The organism is Shimia fortis, assembly GCF_040225985.1.
Taxonomy (GTDB): Bacteria; Pseudomonadota; Alphaproteobacteria; order Rhodobacterales; family Rhodobacteraceae; genus Shimia.
The window spans coordinates 317,434-340,928 of the sequence record NZ_JBBPEU010000002.1 but is presented as its reverse complement, the minus strand read 5'-3'; the positions used below and the strand labels follow the sequence as shown (position 1 = coordinate 340,928).

The 23,495-nt window shown below is 60.0% G+C and carries 22 protein-coding genes; 11 read left to right on the top strand and 11 right to left on the bottom strand.

Annotated features, from left to right (window positions below; translation table 11 throughout):
- Nucleotides 1-14 precede the first annotated feature (14 nt).
- From prfB to WNE31_RS04950, 3 genes are all read left to right on the top strand, one after another.
- Complete coding sequence (gene prfB, locus WNE31_RS04960; protein ID WP_349978594.1) at nucleotides 15-1,142, top strand: peptide chain release factor 2; 1,128 nt, start codon at nucleotides 15-17, stop codon at nucleotides 1,140-1,142.
- Nucleotides 1,143-1,284: 142 nt separating this feature from the next.
- A complete protein-coding gene (locus tag WNE31_RS04955; RefSeq protein ID WP_349978593.1) occupies nucleotides 1,285-2,703 on the top strand; it encodes an amidase in 1,419 nt (472 codons plus the stop codon).
- Between the two features lie 57 nt (nucleotides 2,704-2,760).
- A complete protein-coding gene (locus WNE31_RS04950; protein WP_349978592.1) occupies nucleotides 2,761-3,576 on the top strand; it encodes a DUF2189 domain-containing protein in 816 nt (271 codons plus the stop codon).
- An 18-nt stretch (nucleotides 3,577-3,594) separates the two neighbouring features.
- Here the strand turns inward: WNE31_RS04950 and WNE31_RS04945 are convergent, their stop codons facing one another.
- Nucleotides 3,595-4,410, bottom strand: coding sequence for a helix-turn-helix domain-containing protein (locus WNE31_RS04945; protein WP_349978591.1), 816 nt, complete (start codon nucleotides 4,408-4,410; stop codon nucleotides 3,595-3,597).
- Nucleotides 4,411-4,633: 223 nt separating this feature from the next.
- On the opposite strand from WNE31_RS04945, the gene WNE31_RS04940 reads away from it, so the two are divergent.
- Nucleotides 4,634-4,999 (top strand): hypothetical protein, encoded by a 366-nt coding sequence (locus tag WNE31_RS04940; RefSeq protein WP_349978590.1) that lies wholly within the window; start codon nucleotides 4,634-4,636, stop codon nucleotides 4,997-4,999.
- A 78-nt stretch (nucleotides 5,000-5,077) separates the two neighbouring features.
- Here WNE31_RS04940 and ilvN read toward each other — a convergent pair whose 3' ends face one another.
- The 4 genes from ilvN to WNE31_RS04920 all read right to left on the bottom strand — a co-directional run bounded on the left by ilvN (nucleotide 5,078) and on the right by WNE31_RS04920 (nucleotide 9,927).
- Nucleotides 5,078-5,641, bottom strand: coding sequence for an acetolactate synthase small subunit (gene ilvN / locus WNE31_RS04935; protein ID WP_349978589.1), 564 nt, complete (start codon nucleotides 5,639-5,641; stop codon nucleotides 5,078-5,080).
- Nucleotides 5,642-5,652: 11 nt separating this feature from the next.
- Nucleotides 5,653-7,407 carry an acetolactate synthase 3 large subunit gene (locus WNE31_RS04930; RefSeq protein WP_349978588.1) on the bottom strand — a complete coding sequence of 585 codons (1,755 nt, stop codon included), beginning with the start codon at nucleotides 7,405-7,407 and terminating at the stop codon, nucleotides 5,653-5,655.
- Nucleotides 7,408-7,852: 445 nt separating this feature from the next.
- Entirely contained in the window at nucleotides 7,853-8,503 is a 651-nt protein-coding gene (locus WNE31_RS04925; RefSeq protein WP_349978587.1) for a response regulator transcription factor, read from the bottom strand.
- The gene (locus WNE31_RS04920; protein ID WP_349978586.1) at nucleotides 8,500-9,927 is read right to left on the bottom strand and encodes a cache domain-containing protein; all 1,428 of its coding nucleotides are present in this window, start codon (nucleotides 9,925-9,927) and stop codon (nucleotides 8,500-8,502) included. The genes WNE31_RS04925 and WNE31_RS04920 overlap by 4 nt, the downstream gene beginning before the upstream one ends.
- A 247-nt stretch (nucleotides 9,928-10,174) precedes the next feature.
- Between WNE31_RS04920 and WNE31_RS04915 the strand changes: the two genes are divergently transcribed.
- The 4 genes from WNE31_RS04915 to WNE31_RS04900 all read left to right on the top strand — a co-directional run bounded on the left by WNE31_RS04915 (nucleotide 10,175) and on the right by WNE31_RS04900 (nucleotide 15,587).
- Nucleotides 10,175-11,254, top strand: coding sequence for a TRAP transporter substrate-binding protein (locus WNE31_RS04915; protein ID WP_349978585.1), 1,080 nt, complete (start codon nucleotides 10,175-10,177; stop codon nucleotides 11,252-11,254).
- A gap of 103 nt (nucleotides 11,255-11,357) precedes the next feature.
- Nucleotides 11,358-12,272 (top strand): TRAP transporter small permease subunit, encoded by a 915-nt coding sequence (locus WNE31_RS04910; protein ID WP_349978584.1) that lies wholly within the window; start codon nucleotides 11,358-11,360, stop codon nucleotides 12,270-12,272.
- 17 nt (nucleotides 12,273-12,289) lie between these two features.
- Nucleotides 12,290-14,644: a TRAP transporter large permease gene (locus WNE31_RS04905; RefSeq protein ID WP_349978583.1), complete on the top strand. Its 2,355-nt coding sequence runs from the start codon at nucleotides 12,290-12,292 to the stop codon at nucleotides 14,642-14,644.
- Nucleotides 14,645-14,828: 184 nt separating this feature from the next.
- A complete protein-coding gene (locus WNE31_RS04900; RefSeq protein ID WP_349978582.1) occupies nucleotides 14,829-15,587 on the top strand; it encodes an AraC family transcriptional regulator in 759 nt (252 codons plus the stop codon).
- A gap of 15 nt (nucleotides 15,588-15,602) precedes the next feature.
- Here the strand turns inward: WNE31_RS04900 and WNE31_RS04895 are convergent, their stop codons facing one another.
- The 5 genes from WNE31_RS04895 to WNE31_RS04875 all read right to left on the bottom strand — a co-directional run bounded on the left by WNE31_RS04895 (nucleotide 15,603) and on the right by WNE31_RS04875 (nucleotide 19,122).
- A complete protein-coding gene (locus WNE31_RS04895) occupies nucleotides 15,603-16,118 on the bottom strand; it encodes a nuclear transport factor 2 family protein (RefSeq protein ID WP_349978581.1) in 516 nt (171 codons plus the stop codon).
- A 50-nt stretch (nucleotides 16,119-16,168) separates the two neighbouring features.
- The gene (locus tag WNE31_RS04890) at nucleotides 16,169-17,110 is read right to left on the bottom strand and encodes an alpha/beta hydrolase (RefSeq protein ID WP_349978580.1); all 942 of its coding nucleotides are present in this window, start codon (nucleotides 17,108-17,110) and stop codon (nucleotides 16,169-16,171) included.
- 113 nt (nucleotides 17,111-17,223) lie between these two features.
- Nucleotides 17,224-18,045 carry an arginyltransferase gene (locus WNE31_RS04885; RefSeq protein ID WP_349978579.1) on the bottom strand — a complete coding sequence of 274 codons (822 nt, stop codon included), beginning with the start codon at nucleotides 18,043-18,045 and terminating at the stop codon, nucleotides 17,224-17,226.
- An 82-nt stretch (nucleotides 18,046-18,127) separates the two neighbouring features.
- Nucleotides 18,128-18,577, bottom strand: a complete 450-nt coding sequence (locus WNE31_RS04880) for an RDD family protein (protein ID WP_349978578.1) — start codon at nucleotides 18,575-18,577, stop codon at nucleotides 18,128-18,130.
- 107 nt (nucleotides 18,578-18,684) lie between these two features.
- Nucleotides 18,685-19,122 carry a DUF2852 domain-containing protein gene (locus WNE31_RS04875; RefSeq protein ID WP_349978577.1) on the bottom strand — a complete coding sequence of 146 codons (438 nt, stop codon included), beginning with the start codon at nucleotides 19,120-19,122 and terminating at the stop codon, nucleotides 18,685-18,687.
- 195 nt (nucleotides 19,123-19,317) lie between these two features.
- On the opposite strand from WNE31_RS04875, the gene WNE31_RS04870 reads away from it, so the two are divergent.
- The gene (locus WNE31_RS04870; protein ID WP_349978576.1) at nucleotides 19,318-19,704 is read left to right on the top strand and encodes a DUF302 domain-containing protein; all 387 of its coding nucleotides are present in this window, start codon (nucleotides 19,318-19,320) and stop codon (nucleotides 19,702-19,704) included.
- Between the two features lie 5 nt (nucleotides 19,705-19,709).
- Here WNE31_RS04870 and WNE31_RS04865 read toward each other — a convergent pair whose 3' ends face one another.
- Nucleotides 19,710-20,177 (bottom strand): YbaK/EbsC family protein, encoded by a 468-nt coding sequence (locus WNE31_RS04865; RefSeq protein WP_349978575.1) that lies wholly within the window; start codon nucleotides 20,175-20,177, stop codon nucleotides 19,710-19,712.
- 98 nt (nucleotides 20,178-20,275) lie between these two features.
- Between WNE31_RS04865 and WNE31_RS04860 the strand changes: the two genes are divergently transcribed.
- Nucleotides 20,276-20,644, top strand: a complete 369-nt coding sequence (locus WNE31_RS04860; RefSeq protein ID WP_349978574.1) for a nuclear transport factor 2 family protein — start codon at nucleotides 20,276-20,278, stop codon at nucleotides 20,642-20,644.
- A 63-nt stretch (nucleotides 20,645-20,707) separates the two neighbouring features.
- Nucleotides 20,708-23,494, top strand: coding sequence for a [protein-PII] uridylyltransferase family protein (locus WNE31_RS04855; protein ID WP_349978909.1), 2,787 nt, complete (start codon nucleotides 20,708-20,710; stop codon nucleotides 23,492-23,494).
- Nucleotide 23,495 lies beyond the last annotated feature (1 nt).

Sequence of the window (23,495 nt, the reverse complement as noted above, 5' to 3'; positions counted from 1 at the left end):
AAACGGATCCCCCGATGCGCGCTGAAACCCAGAATATCGTTGCGGAAATCAGGAAATCGCTTGAGCTTTTGCGCCAGCGCATGGATTGGGAAACCGCCAAGTACCGGCTTGAGGAATTCAACGCGCGCGTCGAAGATCCCGACCTCTGGAACGACCCCGAAGGCGCGCAGAAACTGATGCGCGAACGCCAGAGCCTTGTCGATGCCTTCGACACGGTCAATGCGATCGAGACCGATCTGAACGACAATATCGAGCTTATTGAACTGGGCGAGATGGAAGAGGATGACGAGGTCGTCGCCGATGCCGAGGCCGCGCTCAAGGCGCTGGCCGAGAAGGCCGCCGAGAAAGAGCTTGAGGCGCTTCTGGATGGTGAGGCCGACAGCAACGACACCTTCCTCGAGATCAACTCGGGCGCGGGCGGCACCGAAAGCTGCGACTGGGCGTCGATGCTGGCGCGGATGTATGTCCGCTGGGCCGAGAAAAAGGGCTACAAGGTCGAGTTGCAGTCCGAGACTCCGGGCGAAGAGGCGGGCATCAAATCCGCTGCTTACAAAATTTCGGGGCACAACGCCTATGGCTGGCTTAAATCCGAATCCGGCGTGCACCGTCTGGTGCGGATTTCGCCCTATGACTCGGCCGCCAAGCGGCACACCTCGTTTTCCTCTGTCTGGGTCTATCCGGTGGTGGATGACAATATCGAGATCGAGGTCAACCCGGCCGACATCCGTATCGACACCTACCGGTCGTCCGGTGCGGGCGGGCAGCACGTGAACACGACGGACTCGGCTGTGCGGATCACCCACATTCCGACCGGGATCGTGACCACCAGTTCCGAGAAATCCCAGCACCAGAACCGTGATATCGCCATGAAGGCGCTGAAATCGCGCCTGTACCAGATGGAACTGGACCGCCGCAACGCCGCCATCAACGAGGCCCACGAGGCCAAGGGCGATGCCGGATGGGGCAACCAGATCCGGTCTTACGTGCTGCAGCCTTACCAGATGGTGAAGGACCTGCGCACCAACCATGAAACCTCGGACACAAAGGGTGTGCTGGACGGGGATCTGGACGGGTTCATGGCGGCCACGCTGGCGATGGACGTGGCGGGCAAGAGCCGCGCAGACGCGCAGGCCGAAGACTAGGGACCCTGGATGAGGGCAGGGGCGTTGCCCCTCTTGCCGCCTGCGGCGCCAATTCACCCCAAGGTATTTTTGACCAAGAAAAAGATGGGGCCTTGCAAGTCTTTGCAGGGCCTTTCATGTTTTGAGCAAAAGGGAGGGTGTGATGGATATTCTGGACAAGGACGCGGTGGATTTGCTGGCCGATCTGCGAGAAGGCCGGACCACCTGCGCGGCGGTCATGGCAGCGACGCTGGAGCGGATCGAGGCCGTAAACGGCGCCGTGAACGCAATCGTGGCTTTGCGCGACAGCGATACCCTGATGGCCGAGGCGCGGGCGGCAGATGCACGTGGTGCGCAGGGGGCGCTTTGGGGGCTGCCATTTGCGGTCAAGGATCTTGAGCCACTCGCCGGCGTGGTGCAAACCGACGGATCACCACTGTTCGCTGATCGCGTGGCAGAGGTCGACAGCCCCATGGTCGCGCATCTGCGCGCCGAGGGTGCGATTTTTGTCGGGAAGACCAATGTGCCGGAATTCGGGTTGGGATCACACAGCATCAACCCAGTTTATGGCGTGACAAGAAACCCCTACGACAGCAATCGCACGGCTGGCGGATCGTCTGGCGGTGCGGCGGCGGCCCTTGCGACGCGCATGGTGGCGCTGGCCGACGGGTCCGACATGATGGGCTCGCTGCGCAACCCGGCGGCCTTTTGTAATGTCTACGGGTTCCGGCCTGGCTGGGGCGTGGTGCCGCGGGCGCCAGGTGGCGAGACGTTCTTGCAGCAGCTTTCAACCAATGGGCCGATGGCGCGTAGCCCCCGTGATCTGGCGTTGCTGATGTCGGTGATGGCGCGCCCCAACCTTGCCGTTCCGCACAACGCGGCGGTGCAGGACTGGACCCTGAACGCACCTGAAAAGTTGGACGGCGTGCGGATCGGCTGGCTGGGCGACTGGGGCGGCGCCTATTCGATGGAAGAGGGTGTGCTGGCGCAATGTGAACAGGGCCTGTCAGTGTTCGAAGGGATCGGGGCCGAGCTTGAAACGGTTGCGCCTCCTTTCGCCGCAGAAGATCTGTGGCACAGTTGGACCGTGCTGCGGCATTGGGCCGTGGCCTCGGATCTGGCACCGCTTTACAGCGATCCGGCGACGCGCGCGCAGTTGAAACCGGCGGCGGTGTGGGAGATCGAGAACGGTCTGACCCTGACCGGTCAGCAGATTGCCAAGGCCGCAGCGTTGCGGTCGCGCTGGTTCACCCTGCTGGCAGGGTTGTTCGACACCTATGATTTTCTTGCCCTGCCATCGGCGCAGGTCTGGCCGTTCCCGGCCAAATGGGATTGGCCACAGAAGATTGCGGGTGCGCAGATGGACACCTATCATCGCTGGATGGAGGTGGTGGTTCCGGTCAGCCTGGCCGGGGTGCCTTGCATCTCGTTGCCATGTGGCTTTTCGGATCAGGGTCTGCCGATGGGGGTGCAGCTGTTCGCCAGAAAGGGCGCGGATCTGTCGTTGCTGAACGTGGCCCAGACCTATCACGAGGCCACCCTTTGGCCGCAAAAATCCCCACCTCATATTCATGACGGTTGATTTGTGCACGTTCTGCGGGTCTTATCGTAAGAACGACAGACATTTTGGGAGGGATGGATGCCGGAAACACCGAAACTGGGCGTGCCCGACCTGGGGGATGTGACCCCGGCCATGTTGAAAGAAGCCGTGGCGCGCGGGTGGCGGGATTTCCTGGCCAAGCCGGGTTTTGGCCTGATCTTTGCAAGCTTTTACATGATCGTGGGCTGGATTCTGGCGTGGATCACCATGAAGACGGGCCACAGCTATTGGCTGGTGTTTGCGGCGATCGGGTTTCCTCTGATCGGGCCGTTCGCGGCCGTGGGGTTATACGAGGTGTCGCGAAGGTTGGAACAGAAAAAGGCGATGGACGTCTACGCCATTTTCGGGGTGATCGGTCGGCAGACCAAACGGCAGATGCCGTCGATCTGTGCCGTGATCGTCATCGTGTTCCTGTTCTGGTTCTTTCTGGCGCATATGATTTTTGCGCTGTTCCTCGGGTTGTCGACCATGACGAATGTGTCGTCATCCTTCGAGGTGTACCTTACCGGAAACGGGCTGATGATGCTGGGGGTCGGCACGGTGGTGGGCGCGTTGTTTGCCCTGCTGCTTTATATGATCACGGTGCTCTCGCTGCCACTTCTGCTGGACCGCGAGGTGGATTTCGTCACGGCCATGATCACAAGCTTCCAATATGTGCAAAGTCATTTCGTGATCATGATTTTCTGGGCTGTGTTCATTTCTGTGACAACATTCGTCGCAATGGTGCCGGCTTTCCTGGGGCTGTTGATCGCATTGCCCGTGCTTGGGCATGCCACCTGGCATCTTTATGCGTTGATCAAGGCCGCAGGCAAGCAAGAGGCCGCCGAAGAGGTATTGCAGGTGGCCGAAGCCTGACCCTGACCCTTCGCAGGTTCAGGCAAAAGGCTGATCGAGGTTCAGCAATTTCCTGTGATAGGGCAAGAGGTTTTCGGCGTTGTAAAACCCGACCGAGCGTGCCGCAGACAGGACGGCGTGGGTGTCCTTGCCAAGATGTTCATAGACCAGCCGGGCCGCACGGCGCCCATCAACCGTTTCGCGTACGGTGCGCGTAGCATAGCCGATCCAGAAATGGTTCTGGAACGAGGACACACGGCTGAGATAGTTGAACGACGTGGCCATGGTCTGTTTGTGCGAGACAAGCGCGGCGACCCCGTCTTCCTGCGGAATGAAGACGCCACGAAACTCGCGGGTTTCCGGGTCGGTGGGCAGGCCGTGCTGGCGCATGGCGTCCTTGGCCTCGTAGCCGCGAATGAAGGTATGGCGGTCCTTTCGGAACACATAAACCAGGCCGACGACAATCAGGTCGGTTTCTGTGAAACTGCGCCGTGAAAAGCGATAGAATCCGTCTGGAAACACATCCTGCGGAATGTCGGTCATTCCGGTGCCGACATAGTCGGCGATCAGCGGGTGGTTCAAAACCGAACGCCCCTCGGACAGTTTGTCGATCGGCTCGAGCAGGATACGGGCATCCATGTCAAAGAAGGTGCAGATCCGGTGCAGCACATCGGGGCGGGGAAAGCTTTCGCCTGACAGGTAGCGATTGAACTGGGTGCGGTTGATTCCCAGCTCGCGACAAAGTTGGGACACGGACGGAAAGCTGTCCGCCAGAATACGGAGATTCGCGCCGAACATATTGCGCAGCTCAGCAGGGGAAACCTGTGTGTTTTGAGGGTTTTTCTTGACCGTCACGTCAATCTCCGCGGGCCTTTGGCGCCGAATACGTATCGTTGCGCGCATCTGATGCGCAGTCGTGGAATGTATTGATGCGGTATCGCATCAGCTTGATGCAGTTTTGCATCAAGTTTGGTCAATGTCGACACAATTCCGATGCAAGCGACGCGCAATTTTTCATGTCTTAGCGTCAAAACATTTGTGACACTCTGGAAAGAGGCAGAAAGGGGAATGATCTCAAATGCTTGGCGTGGTTCTTTGGAGTAACAATCAAGACAACAAAGCGGTCATCTGGTGCGAAGACCAGGGCGATCTGGCCTATTTCAACGGGGGGGACGAGGTGCCGTTGGAAATGTTGGATCTGGATGCCGGTGATCTCGTGCAGTTCGAGCTGCAGCAGGAACGGCATTTGCGATACGCCAAGAACCCGCGCCGGATCGAGCAGGGGGCTTATGCGGGCTTGCCTGATGATCTTCATGCAGCGGCCTCGGCGCCGAAAGCTGTCGAACCGGTCGCGCCCGCGCGGCGAAAGCGCACCGCCTGCGACGTCATTCCTTTCATGCGTCCGAAGCGGTCATCGCGGACATCAGATCTTGTCGTCGCGTGATTGCATTGTCATAGCAAATGGTGAGGGGCGCCCGGTTGGACGCCCCTTTAGTTTTGTACCGCAAGTATTGCTGCAGGGTTATTGCGCACCGCGCGACAGGGCCGCGACACCGGTGCGGGCTACTTCGACGAGGCCCAGCGGGCGCATCAATTCGGCAAAGGCGTCAATCTTTTCGGGCGCGCCGGTGATCTCGAACACAAAACTCTCAAGCGTTGAATCCACCACGTTGGCGCGGAATATTTCGGCCAGGCGCAGCGCCTCGATCCGTTTGTCGCCCACGCCCGAGACCTTGAACAGCCCCAGTTCGCGCTCGACCGCCGCGCCTTCCACTGTCAGGTCGTGCACCTCGTGCACCGGCACGATCCGGCCCAGCTGGGCCTTGATCTGTTCGATCACCTGTGGGGTGCCTTTGGTTACGATGGTGATCCGCGACATGTGTCCCAGATGGTCCACCTCGGCCACAGTCAGGCTTTCGATGTTATAGCCACGCCCCGAGAACAGCCCGATCACGCGGGCCAGAACGCCCGGTTCGTTGTCGACCAGCACGGCCAGAGTATGGGTTTCCTGCACGTCCGAGAAGTTCGGGCGCAGGTTATAGGCCGAATGCTTGGTCGAGCCTTTCTTGATTTTTAGAGCAGCCATCTTTTTTCTCCTTACACCAGAACCGCGCCGCCGGCCTCGATCGCGCCTTGCGTGCTGGCTTCGCCCAGAAGCATTTCGTTATGCGGCTTGCCCGACGGGATCATCGGGAAACAGTTCTCGTGTTTCTCCACCAGACAGTCAAAGATCACCGGGCCGTCATAGTTGATCATCTCCATGATCGCGTCGTCCAGATCGTCGGGGTTGTCGCAATAGATACCCTTCGCACCAAACGCCTCGGCGAGTTTCACGAAGTCTGGCAGCGCCTCGGACCAGGAATGCGAATAACGTTCGCCATGCAAGAGTTCCTGCCACTGGCGCACCATGCCCAGACGTTCGTTGTTCAGGATGAATTGCTTTACAGGCAGGCGGAACTGCACAGCGGTGCCCATTTCCTGCATGTTCATCAACCAAGATGCCTCGCCCGCGACATTAATGACCAGCGAGTCCTTATGCGCCATCTGCACCCCGATCGAGGCCGGCACGCCATAGCCCATGGTGCCCAAACCGCCCGATGTCATCCAGCGGTTCGGATCCTCGAACCCCAGATATTGCGCGGCCCACATCTGGTGCTGGCCCACCTCGGTGGTGATGTAACGGTCCATGTCCTTGGTCAGCGCCTCAAGGCGTTGCAGCGCGTATTGCGGCTTGATGATCTTGCCTTCCTGCTTGAAGCTCAGGCAGTCGACCTTCTTCCATTGCGTGATCTGGGCATGCCACTTGGCCAGACCTTCCTTGTTGGTCTTGCGGCCGCGGGCCTTCCAGACCTTCAGGATATCCTCAAGCACATGGCCCACATCGCCAACAATCGGAATGTCGGTCTTGATAACCTTGTTGATTGACGAGGGGTCGATGTCGATATGGGCTTTCTTGGATTTCGGCGAAAAGGCCGAGATCAGGCCGGTGATCCGGTCGTCGAACCGCGCGCCGACATTGATCATCAGGTCACAATCGTGCATCGCCATGTTGGCCTCGTAAAGACCATGCATCCCCAGCATACCCAGCCACTGCGCACCGCTGGCGGGATAGGCGCCCAGCCCCATCAGGGTCGAGGTGATTGGAATACCCGTAGCCTCTACCAATTCCCGCAGAAGCTGCGAGGCCGCGGGCCCCGAGTTGATGACGCCGCCCCCGGTATAGAACACGGGGCGCTCGGCTTTCTCGATGGCCTCGACCAGTTCGGTGATGGCTTCGATATCGCCTTTCATCTGCGGCTGGTAATGCGCGGTCTTGGCCGCCTGGGGCGGGGTGTAGTCCGCGCTGGCGAATTGCACATCTTTGGGGATGTCCACCAGGACCGGACCGGGACGACCCGAGCGTGCCACATGGAACGCCTGATGGATGGTCTCGGACAGGGTCTCGGTGTCCTTGGCCAGCCAGTTATGTTTGGTACAGGGTCGTGTGATGCCCACGGTGTCGGCTTCCTGGAACGCGTCCGAGCCGATCATGAAGGTCGGTACCTGACCCGAAAGCACGATGATAGGGATCGAGTCCAGCAAAGCGTCTGTCAGGCCGGTCACGGCATTGGTCGCGCCGGGCCCCGAGGTCACAAGCGCCACGCCCACCTTGCCGGTCGACCGGGCATAGCCTTCGGCGGCATGCACTGCACCCTGTTCGTGCCGCACGAGGACGTGGCGGATATCGTTCTGCTGAAAGATCTCGTCATAAATCGGTAGGACAGCCCCGCCGGGGTATCCGAATACCGTGTCCACGCCCTGGTCCTTGAGGGCTTGAACGACCATTCTTGCTCCGGTCATCTGACGTGTCATCTGTCTCTCCGTTTACAACGCCACAAAATCTTACGCATAAAAAAGCCCCCGATCGTCTGACGGGGGCGCATGGGGTTCCGTTATGGTGTCCGTTACCGGCCCATGCGCCTGTGTACCACGATGACGACTAGCGGTTGCACGTTGGGTGCTCCTTGGTTTGCGTGGGCGGACATTATGAGCCTGCTGCAGGGGCGTCAACCGCGAAATCCTTTCGCAACTGCAAAAAGATCGCAAAAAATGTCCTTGGGCCGTAAAAAACTTTGCGAAAGTTGCGCAAATCCACCGGCTTTCGGACATTTGCGGCAAAGGCCCGTGCGGATATGTCCCGATTGATTGGGATTCGGGCGCGTCTCCTCCCATCAATAAGGCTTCATCTTGCCCAAAATACTCCGGGGGTGCGGGGGCTGGCCCCCGTCCGGCACGCCGATGCGGCCAACATGATGACTCAGAGCCCGTTCACACCCGTGCCCTGCAAGACCCCATGTTCCATCGCATAGCGGGTCAGACCGGCGGTCGAACTGATCCCCAGCTTGCGCTTGATGTTCTTGCGATGGGTTTCGACCGTGCGCACCGAGATGTTCAGGGCCAGTGCCACTTCCTTGTTCGATTTTCCGGCGGCCAGTTGCAACAGCACTGTCTGTTCGCGGCTGGTCAACGGTTCGCGGTCATCGCTGCCCTGCGGTTCAAGCGATCCCTTGGCTCCGGTGCAGAGATACCGGCGGCCCTCCATCACCGCATCAATCGCGGTCTTGATTTCCTCGGTCGGCACGTCCTTGAGCACATAGCCCATCGCGCCATGGGACAGCGCGGTCGAGATATATTCGGGGCTGTCATGCATCGACAGGATCAGGATCCGGGTGTCCGGCTTGGCTTCAAGCAGCATTTCGGTTGCGGTCAACCCGCCGATCTCGGGCATGTTGAGGTCCATCAGCACCACGTCCGGGTTCAACGCTTGCATCCGGTCCACGGCCTCGCGTCCGTTTGACAATGTGGCAATCACCGCAATGTCGTCATAACTTTCGAGGATCGACTGGATGCCTTCGGCGACCATCGGGTGGTCATCGACGATCACGACACGGACGGGTTCAGCATTCATGCACTGGCCTTTCGGTTGCCCGGGGACTGTTCTTCGGGTTGCAACATGTGCGACAGCGGGACTTCGGCCACAATAATGGTTCCTGTCCGGCTGGAAAAGATGCGCAATGTCCCGTCCAGCTGTTCGACACGTTCCTGCATGTTGCGCAGGCCCAAACCGGCCCCACCGCTGCGGCGCGAACTGGTCTGGGGCATGCCCGTGCCGTTGTCGGCGATGCGCAGGGTCGCGCCTTTCTTGTGGCCACGGATGTCGATCGACACATGGGTCGCATTGGCGTGGCGTTCGATATTGGTCATGGCCTCTTGCGCAATCCGGTAGAGGGCGTTCTTGGCATCCTTGTCCAGCCGGTTTCGGAAGACGACCGTGTGGAAATCGGTCTCGATACCGGTGCGCTCGGCAAAGTCATCGGTCAGTGCCTTGAGGGCAGGGCCAAGACCGAGGTCGTCCAACACACCGGGGCGCAGGTCGCGGCTGATCCGGCGGACCTCCTGAATGGCGCCGGACAGGTGGTCGATCCCGCTCTCTAGCGTTTCAAGAGCGCGGTCGTCGCCCGACTTGAATCGGCGCAGCGCGCTGTCCAGCGCATAGCGCACCCCGACCAGAAGCTGGCTGATGCCGTCATGCAATTCGCGCGCCACGCGCCCGCGTTCTTCCTCCTGCGCGTCGAACACGCGCTGGGTCAGTTCCTTGAGCTTGGCATCGGCCAGTCTGCGTTCGCGGATATTGATAACAAGCCCCGACAGGAACACGACGAACAGGGCGGCCACTGTGATGACCACGATATAGATCGACGTCTGGCGCACGCGGTGTTCCACCTCGGCCCGCGCCGCCGCGACGGTCTCCAGCACGTCGTCAATGAAAATGCCGGTGCCGATCGCCCAACGCCAGTCCTGAAGGCCCACCACATAGGTCACCATACGCGCGGTTTCGCGGCTCGACGGTTTGGGCCAGTCATAAGAATGGTAGCCGCCGCCCTGGCGGGCTATGCGGATCAACTCGTCAGTGATGGCGGTGCCGTTCAGGTCCTCAAGCCCGGTCCAGTTCTTGCCGATCAGATAGGTTTGGCGCGGGCTGACAAGGTTGTTGCCCGCGTAGTCGAACACAAAGAAATATCCGTCCTGCCCGTAGATCATCGATGACAGGATCTGGGTCACGGCCAGCATAGCCTCTTCATCGTCCGGCGCCGCGCGGCCATAGATGTTCACAAATGCCGTGCGCGCAATCGAGATATAATTCTTCAGCTCGGCCTTCTTCGCTTCGATCAACTGGGTTTCCAGCGCCTTGATCTCGCGGTCGGCCAACTGCCGCGACTGGTTCGCCACGATGATCGAAATCGCGGCCACCGCGAGAATCAGCGGCACTGTGGCCAACAGGCCCAGCTTTTGCCCGTAGGACAGGCGCATATGCGAAAAAATCCGGCGCATGGTTGATTCGTAGCTTGGTTCGGGGGGCGAATCCTAGTGTTGATTCGCGGGAAATGGCCAGTGCGGCAGCGTTTCTGCGTAGTTTTACGGAGGCATTTGTTCAGAAAATTTACCACGCTGCCCCGTTTCTACGCAGTAATAGGTATTCCAACTTGCAGGCACCAAAGCTAGGCTCGCCCCACTTGCAACGATCCGTTCCCATGCCGGAAGAGCGTGGGGATGTACTAATTCTGGGAGGAAGAACTCTATGGATCGTCGTTCTTTTCTGAAAACTTCGGCACTTGGCGGCGCAGCTGCAGCCACCACTCTGGCGGCACCGGCGTATGCCCAAGGCAAGCGCACCCTGACCATGGTCACCACTTGGGGCCGCGGTCTGGCAGGCGTTTTTGACGCTGCACAGCGTACCGCCGACAGCATCACCGCGATGTCTGATGGTCAGCTGACCGTCGACGTAAAAGCCGCCGGTGAACTGGTTGGCGCTTTCGAAGTGTTCGACGCCGTGACCGCCGGTCAGGCCGACATGTATCACGCTGCCGACTACTACTTCGTGGGTCAGCACCCGGGCTATGCCTTCTTCACCGCTGTGCCCTTCGGTATGACCGCGCAGGAACTGGCCAACTGGTATTACCATGGCGACGGTATGGCGCTGCATGACGAGCTGGGCGAAATCTTCGGCCTGAAATCCTTCCTGGCCGGTAACACAGGTGCACAGGCGGGTGGCTGGTTCGCCAAGGAAATCAATGGTCCCGAAGACTTTAACGGTCTGAAGTTCCGTATGCCGGGTCTGGGCGGCAAAGCTCTGGGTAAACTGGGCGCATCGGTTCAGAACCTGCCGGGTTCGGAAGTGTACCAGGCACTGGCATCGGGCGCGATCGACGGCACCGAGTGGATCGGCCCCTGGGCGGACGAAAAAGCCGGCTTCCAGGAAATCACCAAGTTCTACTACACTGCGGGCTTCCACGAGCCGGGTGCGGGTCTGTCGGTTGCGACCAACCGCGAAGTCTTTGACTCGCTGTCGTCTGCACACCAGAAGATCATCGAGATCGCCTGTGCGGAAACCCACCAGTGGAACCTGGCGCAATTCCTGAACAACAACGGTGCGGCGCTGCAGCGTCTGCAGTCGGCCGGTGTGAAAACTCTGGAATTCCCCGACAGCGTCTGGGATGCCTTCGGCAAAGCGTCGATGGAAGTACACCAGGAGAACATGGGCGACGAGATCTACAAGAAGATCTACGACAGCTTCGCCGCGTCGATGTCCGCCTCGTCGGGCTGGATCCAGAAGTCGGAAAGCGCCTACCGCGCACAACGCGACCGCGTACTGGGTTAAGTACAGCCTTAGCCAAAAGAGAGGCCTCCCGAACTGTTTCGGGGGGCCTTTTCCAAAAAGTCGCACAGCGCACCTCATGAAAACAATAAGGGGATGAGGGGATATGCTGGACGCAATTGTCTGGTTTTTCACCAATATCGGCCAAGCCTTTGTCAACTTCGGATACGCGATCACGCATCCGGGGTCGTGGCTGGCCTGGATCGGCGGCCTTGAGACCGTAGAAGACAAGCAATCGCTGATGCGGTTCATCTACTATGGTGGTTCGGTCGAATTCTTTTTCGTGATCTTCACGACCTTCCTGATCTTCACAGCCATCGGATTGTGGCGCAACGGCTTCATGTGGGGCTGTGTGCGTGTGCTCGAAGGCTTTGCCAACACGGTCGGACGGTTCTTTGCCTGGGCGGGTCTGCTCATGGTGTTGCAACAGATCGTCATCGTGTTCATGCAGCGGATCTTTACCGTTGCCGAGATTTCGCTGATCTGGAATGTCGACTTCCTGACCCACGACGTCAGCTGGTGGGCGGAAGAACTGAAGCTCTATAATGCCATGATCGTCTGTCTTTGCGCGACCTATACCTTCGTGCAGGGCGGCCACGTGCGGGTGGACCTTGTTTATTCCGTGGTGTCTTACCGCGTGAAAAAGATCATCGACATGTTCGGGTCCATGGTCTTCATGATGCCCGCTGCGGTCCTGACATGGATGTATGGCTGGTACTTCATGTGGCGCCACCTGATCACGCCCAAGGTTTCGGCCAGTGACAAGGTCGAGCTGCTGATGAAGAAATCCCGCATCGTGAAATGGAATGTCGAGACCATCGGCTTCTCGCCCAACGGCTTCAACGCGTATTTCCTGTTCAAGGTACTTCTTGTGGCCTTTGCCGCAATGGTGTTCCTGCAGGCCATCGCCTTCTTCTACCGCTCGTATCTCGAGCTGAAGGAAGGCAAAGCCAGCGAAGGCAAATACCTCGACCGGGATAGTCTCGGCGAAGGCGAAGAAGCCTACGAAGGCACACACTGATCTAAGGGGCAGAACCAATGCTATTCGGACTTGATGGGGTCGAAATCGGCCTGATTGTCGTCTTTCTCTGCCTCTTCGGAGGCATCTTGTCGGGCTTCCCGGTGGCGTTCGCCATCGGCGGGGCAGGGGTGATCTCGTTCGCGATCATCGCTGCGCTGGACAGCGCCGGCATCCTTATCCACCAGGCCATCGACACGTCGTCGGCCATGTACGGGGACCTGATCTCGCAGGGGATCAAACCCGATGCCATCTCTATATTCCGCTACCCGGAACTTCCGCGCATAGAAGAAGCGGTGTTTCCCGGCGGTTGGGAACAGGCGATGGACCGCAACCTGTCGTTCATCGTGAACCGCATGAACGAACGCGTGATCGCGGGGGCCTCGATCGAGACCCTGCTGGCAGTGTTGATGTTCGTTCTGATGGGCATCACGCTGGAACGCTCGAAGATCGCAAACGAACTGCTGACCACCATGGCGCGCGTCTTTGGCCCGCTACCCGGCGGTCTGGCCGTGTCGGTTGTGGTTGTGGGCGCGTTCCTGGCGGCATCGACCGGCATCGTGGGCGCGACCGTTGTGACCATGGGGCTGCTGTCGCTACCAACCATGTTGCGCAACGGTTATTCGCCACAACTGGCCACGGGTGTGATCGCCGCATCGGGCACGCTGGGGCAGATCATCCCGCCCTCGATCGTGATCGTTCTCTTGGGCACGCTTGCAGGTGACCTCTATTCGACCGCACAGGAAGAACGCGCGCAGCTTGCCGGATGTTCGGATGCGCTGACCTTCCTCGGAGAACCGGCGGTGGTCTCGGTCGGGACGCTGTTCCAGGCGGCCCTGATCCCGGGCATCATGCTGGCGGTGTTGTATGCGCTTTATGCCTTTGGCTTTGCACTTCTGAACCCGAAAAAGGCTCCTGCGGTCGAACTGGGCGCAGCCAACAGCGAACCGATTGGCCGTAACCACGGTATCGTCTGGTTCCTTGGGGTTCCGGCGCTTCTGGTGGCGGGCCTGATCGGTCTGACCAATGTCGGCCTGATCGGGGATCAGGATGTCACGATCGAGAGCTTCTCGGACGCTGGGCAGACGGCAAGCCTGCGCACCAAGGTGGGCGAGCAGTGTCAGGCCTCGATGATCGAGCTGCACGGACAGGAAGCCTGGGATGCGGCGGTGGCCGAGCAGGCTGCAATCGACGCTGCGGGCGGTGTTCAGGAAGCGCGTGCGCTGACGGATGAAGAACGCGCCGCCGCCTATGTCGAGAAACTGGCCTCGGCTGCGCCGATCGGATCGGGCATTGCGATTGGTTTCCTGCTGCTGGCCTTTGTCCTGACCACGGCACGCGGGGTGGCGCCGTCTCGTGACACCACGCCATTGCTGATTGGTGGCGCGGGCATCGTGCTAGGTCTGGCGGTGGATGCGATTGTCATCACCCCGGAAACCACGCCGGGCTGGACGCTGATCTATCTGGCGATCCCGATCCTGATGACGCTTTATGGCTGTCGCTATGCGACCCGCCTGCTGGGCCAGAACGAACTGCTGCGCGTGGTCTTCCCGCCGCTGGTTCTGATCGTGGCTGTGCTCGGCTCTATCCTTGGCGGGATCACCAACCCGACGCCCGCTGCGGCGCTGGGGGCCGGTGGTGCGCTGTTGCTCGCGGCCTATCGCAAGCTGCACGACCAGGAGAAATCCGGCGCGATCATCATCTGGGCGACCTTCGCGATCATCATCATGATCCTGGTCGGCGTGAACTTTGACCTGCGTGTCAACGTGGATGATGTCAGCACCGAAAGCTGGATCGCCTTCGTCGTCGCCAAATGCGCCTATCTGTTCGCAATGTTCGGGATCCTGTATTCCTGCTGGGTTCTGTTCCGCGGCAAGGTACTGACGCCCATCGTGCGGGAAACGGCCAAGGTCACGTCGATGGTGTTCACCATCCTGATCGGCTCGCAGCTGTTGAACCTCGTGGTGATCTCGTTCGGTGGGGAACACTATATCCAGCAGTTCCTGAAGTCGTTCGACAATCCTGCCACGGCCTTCCTGATCGTGATGCTGGTGCTGTTCATCCTGGGCTTCGTGCTCGACTTCCTCGAGATCATTTACATCGTGATCCCGATTGTTGGGCCGGTGATCTATGGCTCTTATTTCGATCCGAAATGGGTGACCATCATGATCGCGGTGAACCTGCAGACCTCGTTCCTGACACCACCCTTCGGCTTTGCCCTGTTCTATCTCAGGGGCGTGGCGCCGAAAGAGGTTACGACGGGCCATATCTATCGCGGGATCATTCCCTTCGTCCTGATCCAGGTCGCGGGTCTGGCGATCCTGTGGTACTTCCCGTCGATCGTGACGATCCTGCCGGATCTGATCCCGAACTGATCTGACAGGAACAATTTAAAGACAGGGCCGCCCAGAAATTGGGCGGCCCTTTTTTTGTCGGACATCATTGATGGTCAGTCGGCCAGATTTTCAACCGTGAACGCCTCGGCATATGTCCGGACAAGAGCAAAACGTGACATCGTGCAAATGTTGAAAAATGGCCCAGAGCACGTAACTTGATATCATGTCCAAGATTGTGTCGCAGAAAACGGTTTTGCCTGCAGGTGGGGGAACGTTCGAGTTGCCCACTCTTTCGGTCGGGATCTTTTTGAATGACCAACCCTCGCACCGCTTTTCCCTTGGTGCATCGCGCACAACCGCCAAGCCGCTGGTCAGGCACCAGGGTTGGATGTTGCCCGCGGGCAGCAATGGGGTTTGCGAGTATGATGATGACCTCGACTTTGTCATGGTCTCGCTTGATCAGGCGCTGCTCGAAGAATTCGGGATTGACCGGTCCTTTGAGTTCGACGCCATCGTCGGCGACATAGACCCGCTTATCCTGAACCTGAGCCTGACGGCCAGCACGGCACTGGGGGGCGGGCGTCTATACCGCGAGACCCTGCAGCGGGCGTTGACGGCGCAGATCGTCGAAACCCTGAGCCCGACCCCGCAATGGCGTGTCGGGATCGAAGATGTTCGTCTGCGGCGCGTGCTGGATTACATCCACGACAATCTGGCCAACGACCTTTCGATTGAAACGATGGCCGGGATTGCAGCGATGAGCGGTACACATTTCTCCAAAGCGTTTAAGAAAGAAACTGGCCGCACGCCCCTGCAATACGTGATTTCAGAGCGGCTGGATATGGCGGCAACCCTGTTGAAAACCGGAACATTGACAGTGGCTGAGATCGCCAGTCGGGTGGGCTATGGTGACCTGAGCCGCTTCGGCCAGCACTTCAAGCGCAAGTTCGGAGTATCGCCTGCGGCCTATCGCAAGGATTGACCACAGGCGCAGCCGTTAATCCGCAGCAGCGCGCGCGCCCGCTATCGTGACAAGTGACCTGTCACCGGTCTCCCACAACGCAGTCATAGTCAATGACGTGATCGCCCAGTCAGCGCCCGTTTTCTCGAACCCATAGGAATAGCGGCCGCCGAGCACCCAGATTTCCGTGCCGATGCGATGCGTGGCGGTGAAATCCGCCTCGGCTGTGGCGGTATTGCCTTCTTTTGCGGTGATTGTGTGATTGGTCACCATGTGATGTGTGATGTCGAAACCCGGAAGAAAACCGGCCCATGCTGCGACAAGATCCTCGGCGGATTGTGTCAAAGGCATGCCGCCCCACAAGCTACTGTAGTCCACGGTGACGGTCTCGCCAAAGGCAGAACGAACCCTGGACCATTCGTGGCGGTCCGCCCCGGCGGCGATGTCCGTGATCAGGCGAGAAATGTCTGCGTGATCGGAAATGTCCTCCGCAGTGGCTGGTATAGCCAAGGCGGTGGCGGAGACGGTTGAGAAGAAGAGTTTGCGAAACATGAGAAATCCCCTGAATAGGGGCACCGCACGTGGCGGTCCCCCTACAAGGATCAGTTGTTCTTGAAATGTGCGGCGACGCTGTCGGCGGCGCGTGTCACGTCCTCGGGATTGTCGTAGAAGTCAAACTGGGTCACATCTTCCAGCCATTGTGTCGTCACGCTACCTCCGAAATCGCCTAAGAATTTCTGGAGTCCCTGCGGGATCGCTGCACTTTCCGAGTGCACGACGGCTAGCGGTTTGTCCAGCCGTTGCGGGTTGTCGGCAGGGTGATAGGTCAACCAGCTTTCCCAGCTCGCATTGTTCCATTTGTTGTCGTATTCGGGGATCCCGCCCCGATCGGCCTCGTAGTAATAGCCGCCGATTGGCATAAGGACGCCTTCGGCGCCCTCGGGGCCTGCTGCGGGGATGATCTGACCGCCGGACTCCTCTGCGCTGCGCGAAACCGAGATCAGGCCCGCGACCCCCTCTTTGCCGCCATAGACAGCTTCCACGATTGTTTCGTCCTGCAACCAAGGCGCGACGAGCCCGAGTTTCTGTACCAATGGGTTCCCGGACACCGCGTCGACCATGTAACCGGCAGAGGCGCAGATCCCGAGGCCGTTGATGCGGCTGGCATCCACTTCGGGCAGGGTGGCAACGGTTAACAGAGCAGCGCGAATATCAGAGGTTTTTGCTTCGGGGCTTTCCTTGAAGCGTACGCCATCGGGCAGGTCGCCCGATTTGCCCCAGCCGCGAAAGTCAAAGGTAAAGGCGGCAAAGCCCCGTGCCACCATTTCACGGGCATATGTAGCTGGCATCTGCTCTTCTACCGAAGTCCAAGCACCGGTGATCACAACCGCTGGCAGCGGCGTGCCATCGTGGTCTTTCGGAAAATAAAGCGTGCCTTGCAAGAGCGCGCCTTCGTTTTCAAAAGTCACGGCGCGGGTCTGGATATCAGCCAATGCGGTCGAGGCCATAAGAAGCGCAGAAGCGGTGACAGTTGGCAGTTTCATGGTGTTCTCCATCATGTTGGCATGTGCGTTGCGATGGAGAAAATATGCGTGTGTGAACGACGCTTGAGAGGCGCGAATCCTGTCAAGTATTATGCGATTTTTGTGTTTCCAACTTAGCCCTTGTGGGGAATGGCGTCGGGCAGCGTGATATTGGCCACCTGTTCCGCAATCGGTTCGCTTGCGAGCGGATGGTGAGTCACATCGAATTGCGACGGGTCGTTCATGGCTTGCCATTGACCGCCGCTATAGACCTCAAGCCCCGAGAAGCGCGCCTTGTAGCCCATCTTGGGGCTGCCGGGCACCCAATAGCCCAGATAGACATAGGGTAGGCCCGCCTCTTGGGCGACGGCGATATGGTCAAGGATCAGATAGGTGCCAAGGCTCTGGCGGGGCAGCGTCGGGTCGTAAAAAGAGTAGACCATGCTTAGCCCGTCTTCGAGCACATCAGTCAGCGATACCCCGATCAGATCCTGAGTCTCGGCATCTGAATATTCGATGATACGGCTGCGGATCGGGGTTTCCTCGACCATCGCGGCAAACTCGAACACGTCCATATCGGCCATGCCGCCGTCGGCATGGCGCGTATCCAGATAGCGGCGGAACAGGTCGTATTGTTCATCCGTGGCCCAGGGCGAAGACACCCGCCGGTGCAAATGGCTGTTGCGCTTGAGGATACGTTTCTGGGTTTTCGAAGGCTTGAACTTTGCCACGTCGATGCGGGCCGACAGGCAGGCGTTGCACTCGGCACAGGCCGGTCGATACAGCACGTTCTGGGATCGGCGGAACCCCTGATGCGACAGGGTGTCGTTCAGCGCGGTGGCATGGTCCCCTTGCAGCGCGGTGAACAGCTTGCGCTCCATCCGCCCCTCAAGATAGGGGCAGGGCTGCGGGGCCGTCACATAGAACTGGGGCGCAAGGGGCAGGGTGTGGCGCATGGGTTTCCGTTTGGTCTGTTCGCACGTGACGATAACAACGCTTCTCCAGCGCGCCAACCCCCCTTTGCCGGTTGCGGATCGGTCAGAACCGCGCAGCGCGGTTGATCGCCACCGACCCCATGAAATGGTCGGTCAGACCCTGTTTGCGCGACGAGGTCAGCATCAGGATGATCGAAACGATCTGCAACGGAAAGACCGAGATTGACACGTGATAGCCCAGCGTGTGCAGGAAGGCGCTGCCGAAGTCAAAGGCGCGGCCGGTGCGGTCGCGGAACTCGATCGAGAACAGGCGCATCCCCCAAGTGGCCGATTTCGTGGTCAGCGTGATGGTCCGATAGACGAACCCGACCACCAGCAACAGCGCCGGAAAGAACCACAGGGCGGTAAACGCAGTGAAGGGCACGATCAGCGCCGAGAACAGGGCGATCACCACAAAGTCTACCAGCCACGCCAAAAGCCGCTTTGTCGGCACATCGGCATAGAATTCGGACTGCATGTCAGGATCGGGCAGGGCGGAGGCGTCGGAATACATCAGGGTGTCCAGGTGTTGTGGGGTACTTGTCAAAGATGCGCAGGTTGGCGCGCCGGAAAGGGCCCCGCGCAGTGCGAGGCCCGGAGGTAAGGGAGGAAAAACAGGGATCAGGCGTCGATCGGCTCGTCGCGATCCTGCGAGGCCTTGCGGGCACGTTCGTCCATGAACTGGTCGAACTCGGCCTTGTCCTTGGCTTCGCGCAGACGCTCGAGAAAGTCTTCGAAAGACCGCTGTTCCTCTTCAAGGCGGCGCAGCGTGTCTTCGCGATAGGCGTCAAACGCGCTGTTGCCGGTCGGGGTCATGCCATGCATACGGGCCCGCGATGTGCGGCGGCTACAGGATTTGTTGAACATCTTGTTGCTCCAGCGGTTGGTGTAAGTGATGTAGAAAACAAGGGCCAGTCCGACCGGCCAGAAGAAGATAAAGCCAAGGACCATGGCAGCTATCCAGGCGCCTTTGCCTTTGCTGTCCAGCCAGGCTTCGCCGCGCGAAAACCACCCGGTCGGGCCGGTTGTGGCGGGGGCGGTGGCAGTAGGTGTCATCATCAGTCTCCGTGTGTTGGAATGTAAATCGCTTTCACATATCCTAGATTGGGCTTTGTGGGCGGCTTTGCAAGCGTTGATGTGAATCTTTTTTACATTTTCATATATCACGTTGATTTTGTGAACTTATTTATTTCACGTTTCATTCGGTTTTCGATGTATCCTACGCACGACCCCCCTGAAAAAAAGGAGCGCGACATGGGATATACACTCGACCGCTTGATGCCAGATGCCGATTTCGAAGCGGTGGATGCCCGCGTGCGCGCGGCGCTCAAGGCCGAAGGGTTCGGCGTGCTGACCGAGATTGACGTTCAGGCTACCATGAAGGCCAAGATCAACGCGGACATGGACAGCTATCGCATTCTCGGGGCCTGCAATCCGCACATGGCGTTTCAGGCCATCGGGATGGAGCCGCGCGTGGGCGCGATGCTGCCCTGCAACGTGATCCTGCGGAAGGTGCCGGGCGGGGTCGAGGTCAGCGCAGTGGATCCCGTGGCCTCGATGTCAGGCATCGACAATCCTGAATTGCACGCCGTCGCAGGCGAGGTCCGAGGGTTGCTACAAAAGGTGGTCGCGGCGATCTGACGGGGTCAGGCGGTGAACTCTGCCTGCTGCGCGCCGGTCAGGTCCACAAGCACGTCAGGAGCCACCGCGAAGACATGGTTCGGCGTCCCGGCGGCGGCCCATATCACGTCGAATGCCATCAGGCGCGGGTCGATAAAGGCGCGGATCGGCGACAAGTGCCCGACAGGCGACACACCCCCGATGGCAAAGCCCGTCTGCGCCCGCACCAGCGCCGCATCCGCCTTGCCAAGCGGTTCCCCGGCCAACGCACTGGCCTTGTCGGCGTCAACCTGATTGCCGCCTGCGGTCAGGAACAGGATCGCCTCTCCGCTGGTTTCGCCGCGAAAGATGATCGACTTGGCGATCTGGTCGACGGCGCAGCTCACCGCATCGGCTGCCATCTGCGCCGTGCGTGCGCCATGGGTTTCATGGATGTCGATCGGCACCCCTGCCGCATCCAGTGCTGCGCGCACCCGTTTCAGGCTCTTGCTCATGATCCGTTCCCTGCATCTTTGGTGCGCACTAGGGCACGGGGGCCGGAAAAGGTAAAGCCGCGATTGACCAGAAGGGCCGCACGGGCAATCCTGATCCCATGACCGAAATCCCTACACTCGACACCATCCTTGCTTTGGAAGAAACCGTCTGGAAGGCGCTTGTCGCAGGCGACCCGCAGGCAGACGGGGCCTTGCTCACCCCCGATTTTCTGGGCGTCTATCCCAGCGGGTTTTCGGACCGGGCCGGGCATATGGCCGAATTGGAGCATGGCCCCACCATGCAGGACTACCGGATCGAGCAGGCCCGCCTTGTGCCACTGGCGGCGGGTCTGGTGCTCTTGGCTTATCGCGCCAAGTATCTGTCCGTCGGAAATGCGGACTGGCAGAGCATGTATATTTCCTCGATCTGGCGGCAGACGCCCGATGGCTGGCGCAACAGCTTTTCTCAGGATACACCCGCCGCATGAGGCGCGGCGATTTGCTTGCGCCAGATCATTGACGATCAGCGCAGGGATTCGCATTTTCACGCCATGGATTTTCAAAGCCGCATCACCCGCCTTCCCACAGCCTTTGACCCTGAACGCGGGGACGACGCGCTGTCCGAACTGCCTTCTCTGACCGGGGATCTTGGCAAGCTGATACATGGCACCGCAGGGTGCAGCCCATACCTCAAATCTCTGATCGGAAAAGAGAAAGACTGGTTGCCCGGTGCCTTCGACGCACCCGAGGCGGCGCTTGAGATACTATTTGAGGATCTGAAAGAGGTGGCGCCGGACAAACTGGCCGATGCGCTGCGGCAGGGCAAACGGCGCGTGGCGCTGTTGACCGCGCTGGCCGACATCGCCGGCGTTTGGCAGCTGGAGCAGGTGACGGGTGCCCTGACCGATTATGCCGATCTGGCCAGCGATCTGGCCCTGAAGGCGGCGATTGCGAACGAAATCCGCCGCAAGAAACTGCCCGGCCAGACCGAAGACGACGTTGCCACCGCAGGAGGCATGGTCAGCATCGCGATGGGCAAGATGGGCGCGCACGAGTTGAACTATAGCTCGGATATCGACCTGATCTGCCTGTTTGACGAAACCCGTTTCGACCCCGATGATTTCCACGATGCCCGCGCGTCTTTCGTACGCGCAACCCGCAAGATGGCGGCGATGCTGAACGACCTGACGGGCGAGGGCTATGTATTTCGCACCGACCTGCGCCTGCGGCCTGATCCGTCGGTCACGCCGGTCTGTATGGCGATGGAAGCCGCCGAACGTTATTACGAAAGCCTGGGCCGCACATGGGAGCGCGCCGCCTATATCAAGGCGCGGCCCTCGGCGGGTGACCTTGACGCCGGCGCGCGGTTCCTCAAAACACTGACGCCCTTTGTCTGGCGCAAGCATCTGGATTTTGCCGCCATTCAGGATGCCCATGACATGCGCCTGCGCATCCGCGAACACAAAGGTCTCGGCGGCGAGATCGCCCTTGAGGGGCACAACATGAAACTGGGGCGCGGGGGGATCCGCGAGATCGAGTTCTTTACCCAGACCCGACAGTTGATCGCGGGCGGACGGGATCCCTATCTGCGTGACAACCGCACCGTGCCCGCATTGGGCAAGCTGGCCGAAAAGGGCTGGGTGCCCGAAGACGTGGCTGACACGCTGGCCCGGCACTATCGCGCCCACCGCGAGGTCGAACACCGCATCCAGATGATCAATGACGCCCAAACCCATAACCTACCCAAATCCGAGGACGGGTTGCAGCGGATCGCCTGCCTGATGGGGCAGGACCTGAACGCCCTGCGCGCAGAGATCACCGGGCGTCTGACCGAAGTGCATGAACTGACCGAAGGCTTTTTTGCCCCGGATGCCGCCAAGGCCGAAACCGATCACGCCTTTGACGAAGAGATCATCAACCGCTGGCAGACCTATCCGGCCCTGCGCAGCGAACGCGCGGTGGCGATTTTCAAAAGGCTGAAACCAGACCTCCTGCAGCGGCTGAACAAGACCGCGCATCCCGATCAGGCGCTGGTCGCGCTCGACGGTTTTCTGGCCGGTCTTCCGGCAGGGGTACAGCTGTTTTCGCTGTTCGAGGCCAATCCGCAACTGGTGGATCTGCTGGTCGATATCGTGGGCACCGCGCCCGCGCTGGCGCGCCATTTGTCGCGCAATTCCAGCGTGTTCGACGCGGTGATCGGCGGATCGTTCTTTACGCCCTGGCCCGATGCGGACGGTCTGCAACAGGAACTGTCCGCGATTCTTGCACGTGAAGGTGATGACTATGAACGCAAGCTCGATGCCTCACGCCGCTGGGCAAAGGAATGGCATTTCCGCGTAGGTGTGCACCATCTGCGCGGGCTGATTTCGGCGGCCGAGGCCGGGGCGCACTACGCCGATATTGCCGAGGCCAGCCTTGCTGCGCTCTGGCCCGAGGTGGTCGCCAAGTTCGCCGAGAAACATGGGCCCCCACCGGGTCGCGGTGCCGCCGTGCTGGGCATGGGATCACTTGGGGCAGGGCGGCTGAATGCCAATTCCGACCTTGACCTGATCGTGATCTATGACGCTGCGGGTGTGGATTATTCGGAGGGGCGCCGCCCGCTGGCCTCGCGCGCCTATTACGCGCGGCTGACGCAAGCCATGGTCACGGCGATGACCGCGCCGATGGCGCAGGGACGCCTTTACGAGGTCGACATGCGCCTGCGGCCGTCGGGCACGCAGGGTCCGGTGGCGACCTCGTTGGCGTCATTCATGGATTATCAGAAGACGCAGGCCTGGACGTGGGAACATCTGGCGCTCACCCGCGCCCGCCCCGTGGCCGGTGATGTTGCGGTCAAGGACGACATCGAAACCTTCCGGCGGGATTTGCTGGCCGAGCCGGGGGACGAGGCCAAGATCCGTACCGATGTGCAGGAGATGCGCGACCGCATCGCCGCCGCCAAACCCCCAAGCGGCATCTGGGACGCCAAGATCGGCAAGGGTCGCCTGCAGGATATCGAGCTTCTGTCACAGACCGGTGCCTTGTTGGCAGGCAGTCCGAAACGGTCCGTAGTGGACGGATTGCGCGACGGTGTCGCGATTGACTGGTTTGATGCCGCAGACTGTGCTGTGCTGGAACAGGCTTATGCGCTTTTCTGGCAGGTGCAGGTGGTGTCGAAATTGCTGAACGAACAGGACTTGTCCGAGAGTGTGATCGGTGTCGGCGGGGCGGCCTTTCTGTTGCGGGAAACCGGGATGGAGCGGCTGGACGATCTGGAACAGGCGCTGACCCGTCAAGGCGCGCAGGCCGCCGCAATCATCGACGCCGCATTGACGCGGGCACCGGGAAAAGGGGCGTGAC

Coding starts and splice junctions, on each gene's coding strand:
- prfB (WP_349978594.1), top strand. CDS start 15: ATGCGCGCTGAAACCCAGAATATCGTTGCGGAAATCAGGAAATCGCTT.
- WNE31_RS04955 (WP_349978593.1), top strand. CDS start 1,285: ATGGATATTCTGGACAAGGACGCGGTGGATTTGCTGGCCGATCTGCGA.
- WNE31_RS04950 (WP_349978592.1), top strand. CDS start 2,761: ATGCCGGAAACACCGAAACTGGGCGTGCCCGACCTGGGGGATGTGACC.
- WNE31_RS04940 (WP_349978590.1), top strand. CDS start 4,634: ATGCTTGGCGTGGTTCTTTGGAGTAACAATCAAGACAACAAAGCGGTC.
- ilvN (WP_349978589.1), bottom strand. CDS start 5,641: ATGGCTGCTCTAAAAATCAAGAAAGGCTCGACCAAGCATTCGGCCTAT.
- WNE31_RS04930 (WP_349978588.1), bottom strand. CDS start 7,407: ATGACACGTCAGATGACCGGAGCAAGAATGGTCGTTCAAGCCCTCAAG.
- WNE31_RS04925 (WP_349978587.1), bottom strand. CDS start 8,503: ATGAATGCTGAACCCGTCCGTGTCGTGATCGTCGATGACCACCCGATG.
- WNE31_RS04920 (WP_349978586.1), bottom strand. CDS start 9,927: ATGCGCCGGATTTTTTCGCATATGCGCCTGTCCTACGGGCAAAAGCTG.
- WNE31_RS04915 (WP_349978585.1), top strand. CDS start 10,175: ATGGATCGTCGTTCTTTTCTGAAAACTTCGGCACTTGGCGGCGCAGCT.
- WNE31_RS04910 (WP_349978584.1), top strand. CDS start 11,358: ATGCTGGACGCAATTGTCTGGTTTTTCACCAATATCGGCCAAGCCTTT.
- WNE31_RS04905 (WP_349978583.1), top strand. CDS start 12,290: ATGCTATTCGGACTTGATGGGGTCGAAATCGGCCTGATTGTCGTCTTT.
- WNE31_RS04900 (WP_349978582.1), top strand. CDS start 14,829: ATGTCCAAGATTGTGTCGCAGAAAACGGTTTTGCCTGCAGGTGGGGGA.
- WNE31_RS04895 (WP_349978581.1), bottom strand. CDS start 16,118: ATGTTTCGCAAACTCTTCTTCTCAACCGTCTCCGCCACCGCCTTGGCT.
- WNE31_RS04890 (WP_349978580.1), bottom strand. CDS start 17,110: ATGAAACTGCCAACTGTCACCGCTTCTGCGCTTCTTATGGCCTCGACC.
- WNE31_RS04885 (WP_349978579.1), bottom strand. CDS start 18,045: ATGCGCCACACCCTGCCCCTTGCGCCCCAGTTCTATGTGACGGCCCCG.
- WNE31_RS04880 (WP_349978578.1), bottom strand. CDS start 18,577: ATGTATTCCGACGCCTCCGCCCTGCCCGATCCTGACATGCAGTCCGAA.
- WNE31_RS04875 (WP_349978577.1), bottom strand. CDS start 19,122: ATGATGACACCTACTGCCACCGCCCCCGCCACAACCGGCCCGACCGGG.
- WNE31_RS04870 (WP_349978576.1), top strand. CDS start 19,318: ATGGGATATACACTCGACCGCTTGATGCCAGATGCCGATTTCGAAGCG.
- WNE31_RS04865 (WP_349978575.1), bottom strand. CDS start 20,177: ATGAGCAAGAGCCTGAAACGGGTGCGCGCAGCACTGGATGCGGCAGGG.
- WNE31_RS04860 (WP_349978574.1), top strand. CDS start 20,276: ATGACCGAAATCCCTACACTCGACACCATCCTTGCTTTGGAAGAAACC.
- WNE31_RS04855 (WP_349978909.1), top strand. CDS start 20,708: ATGGATTTTCAAAGCCGCATCACCCGCCTTCCCACAGCCTTTGACCCT.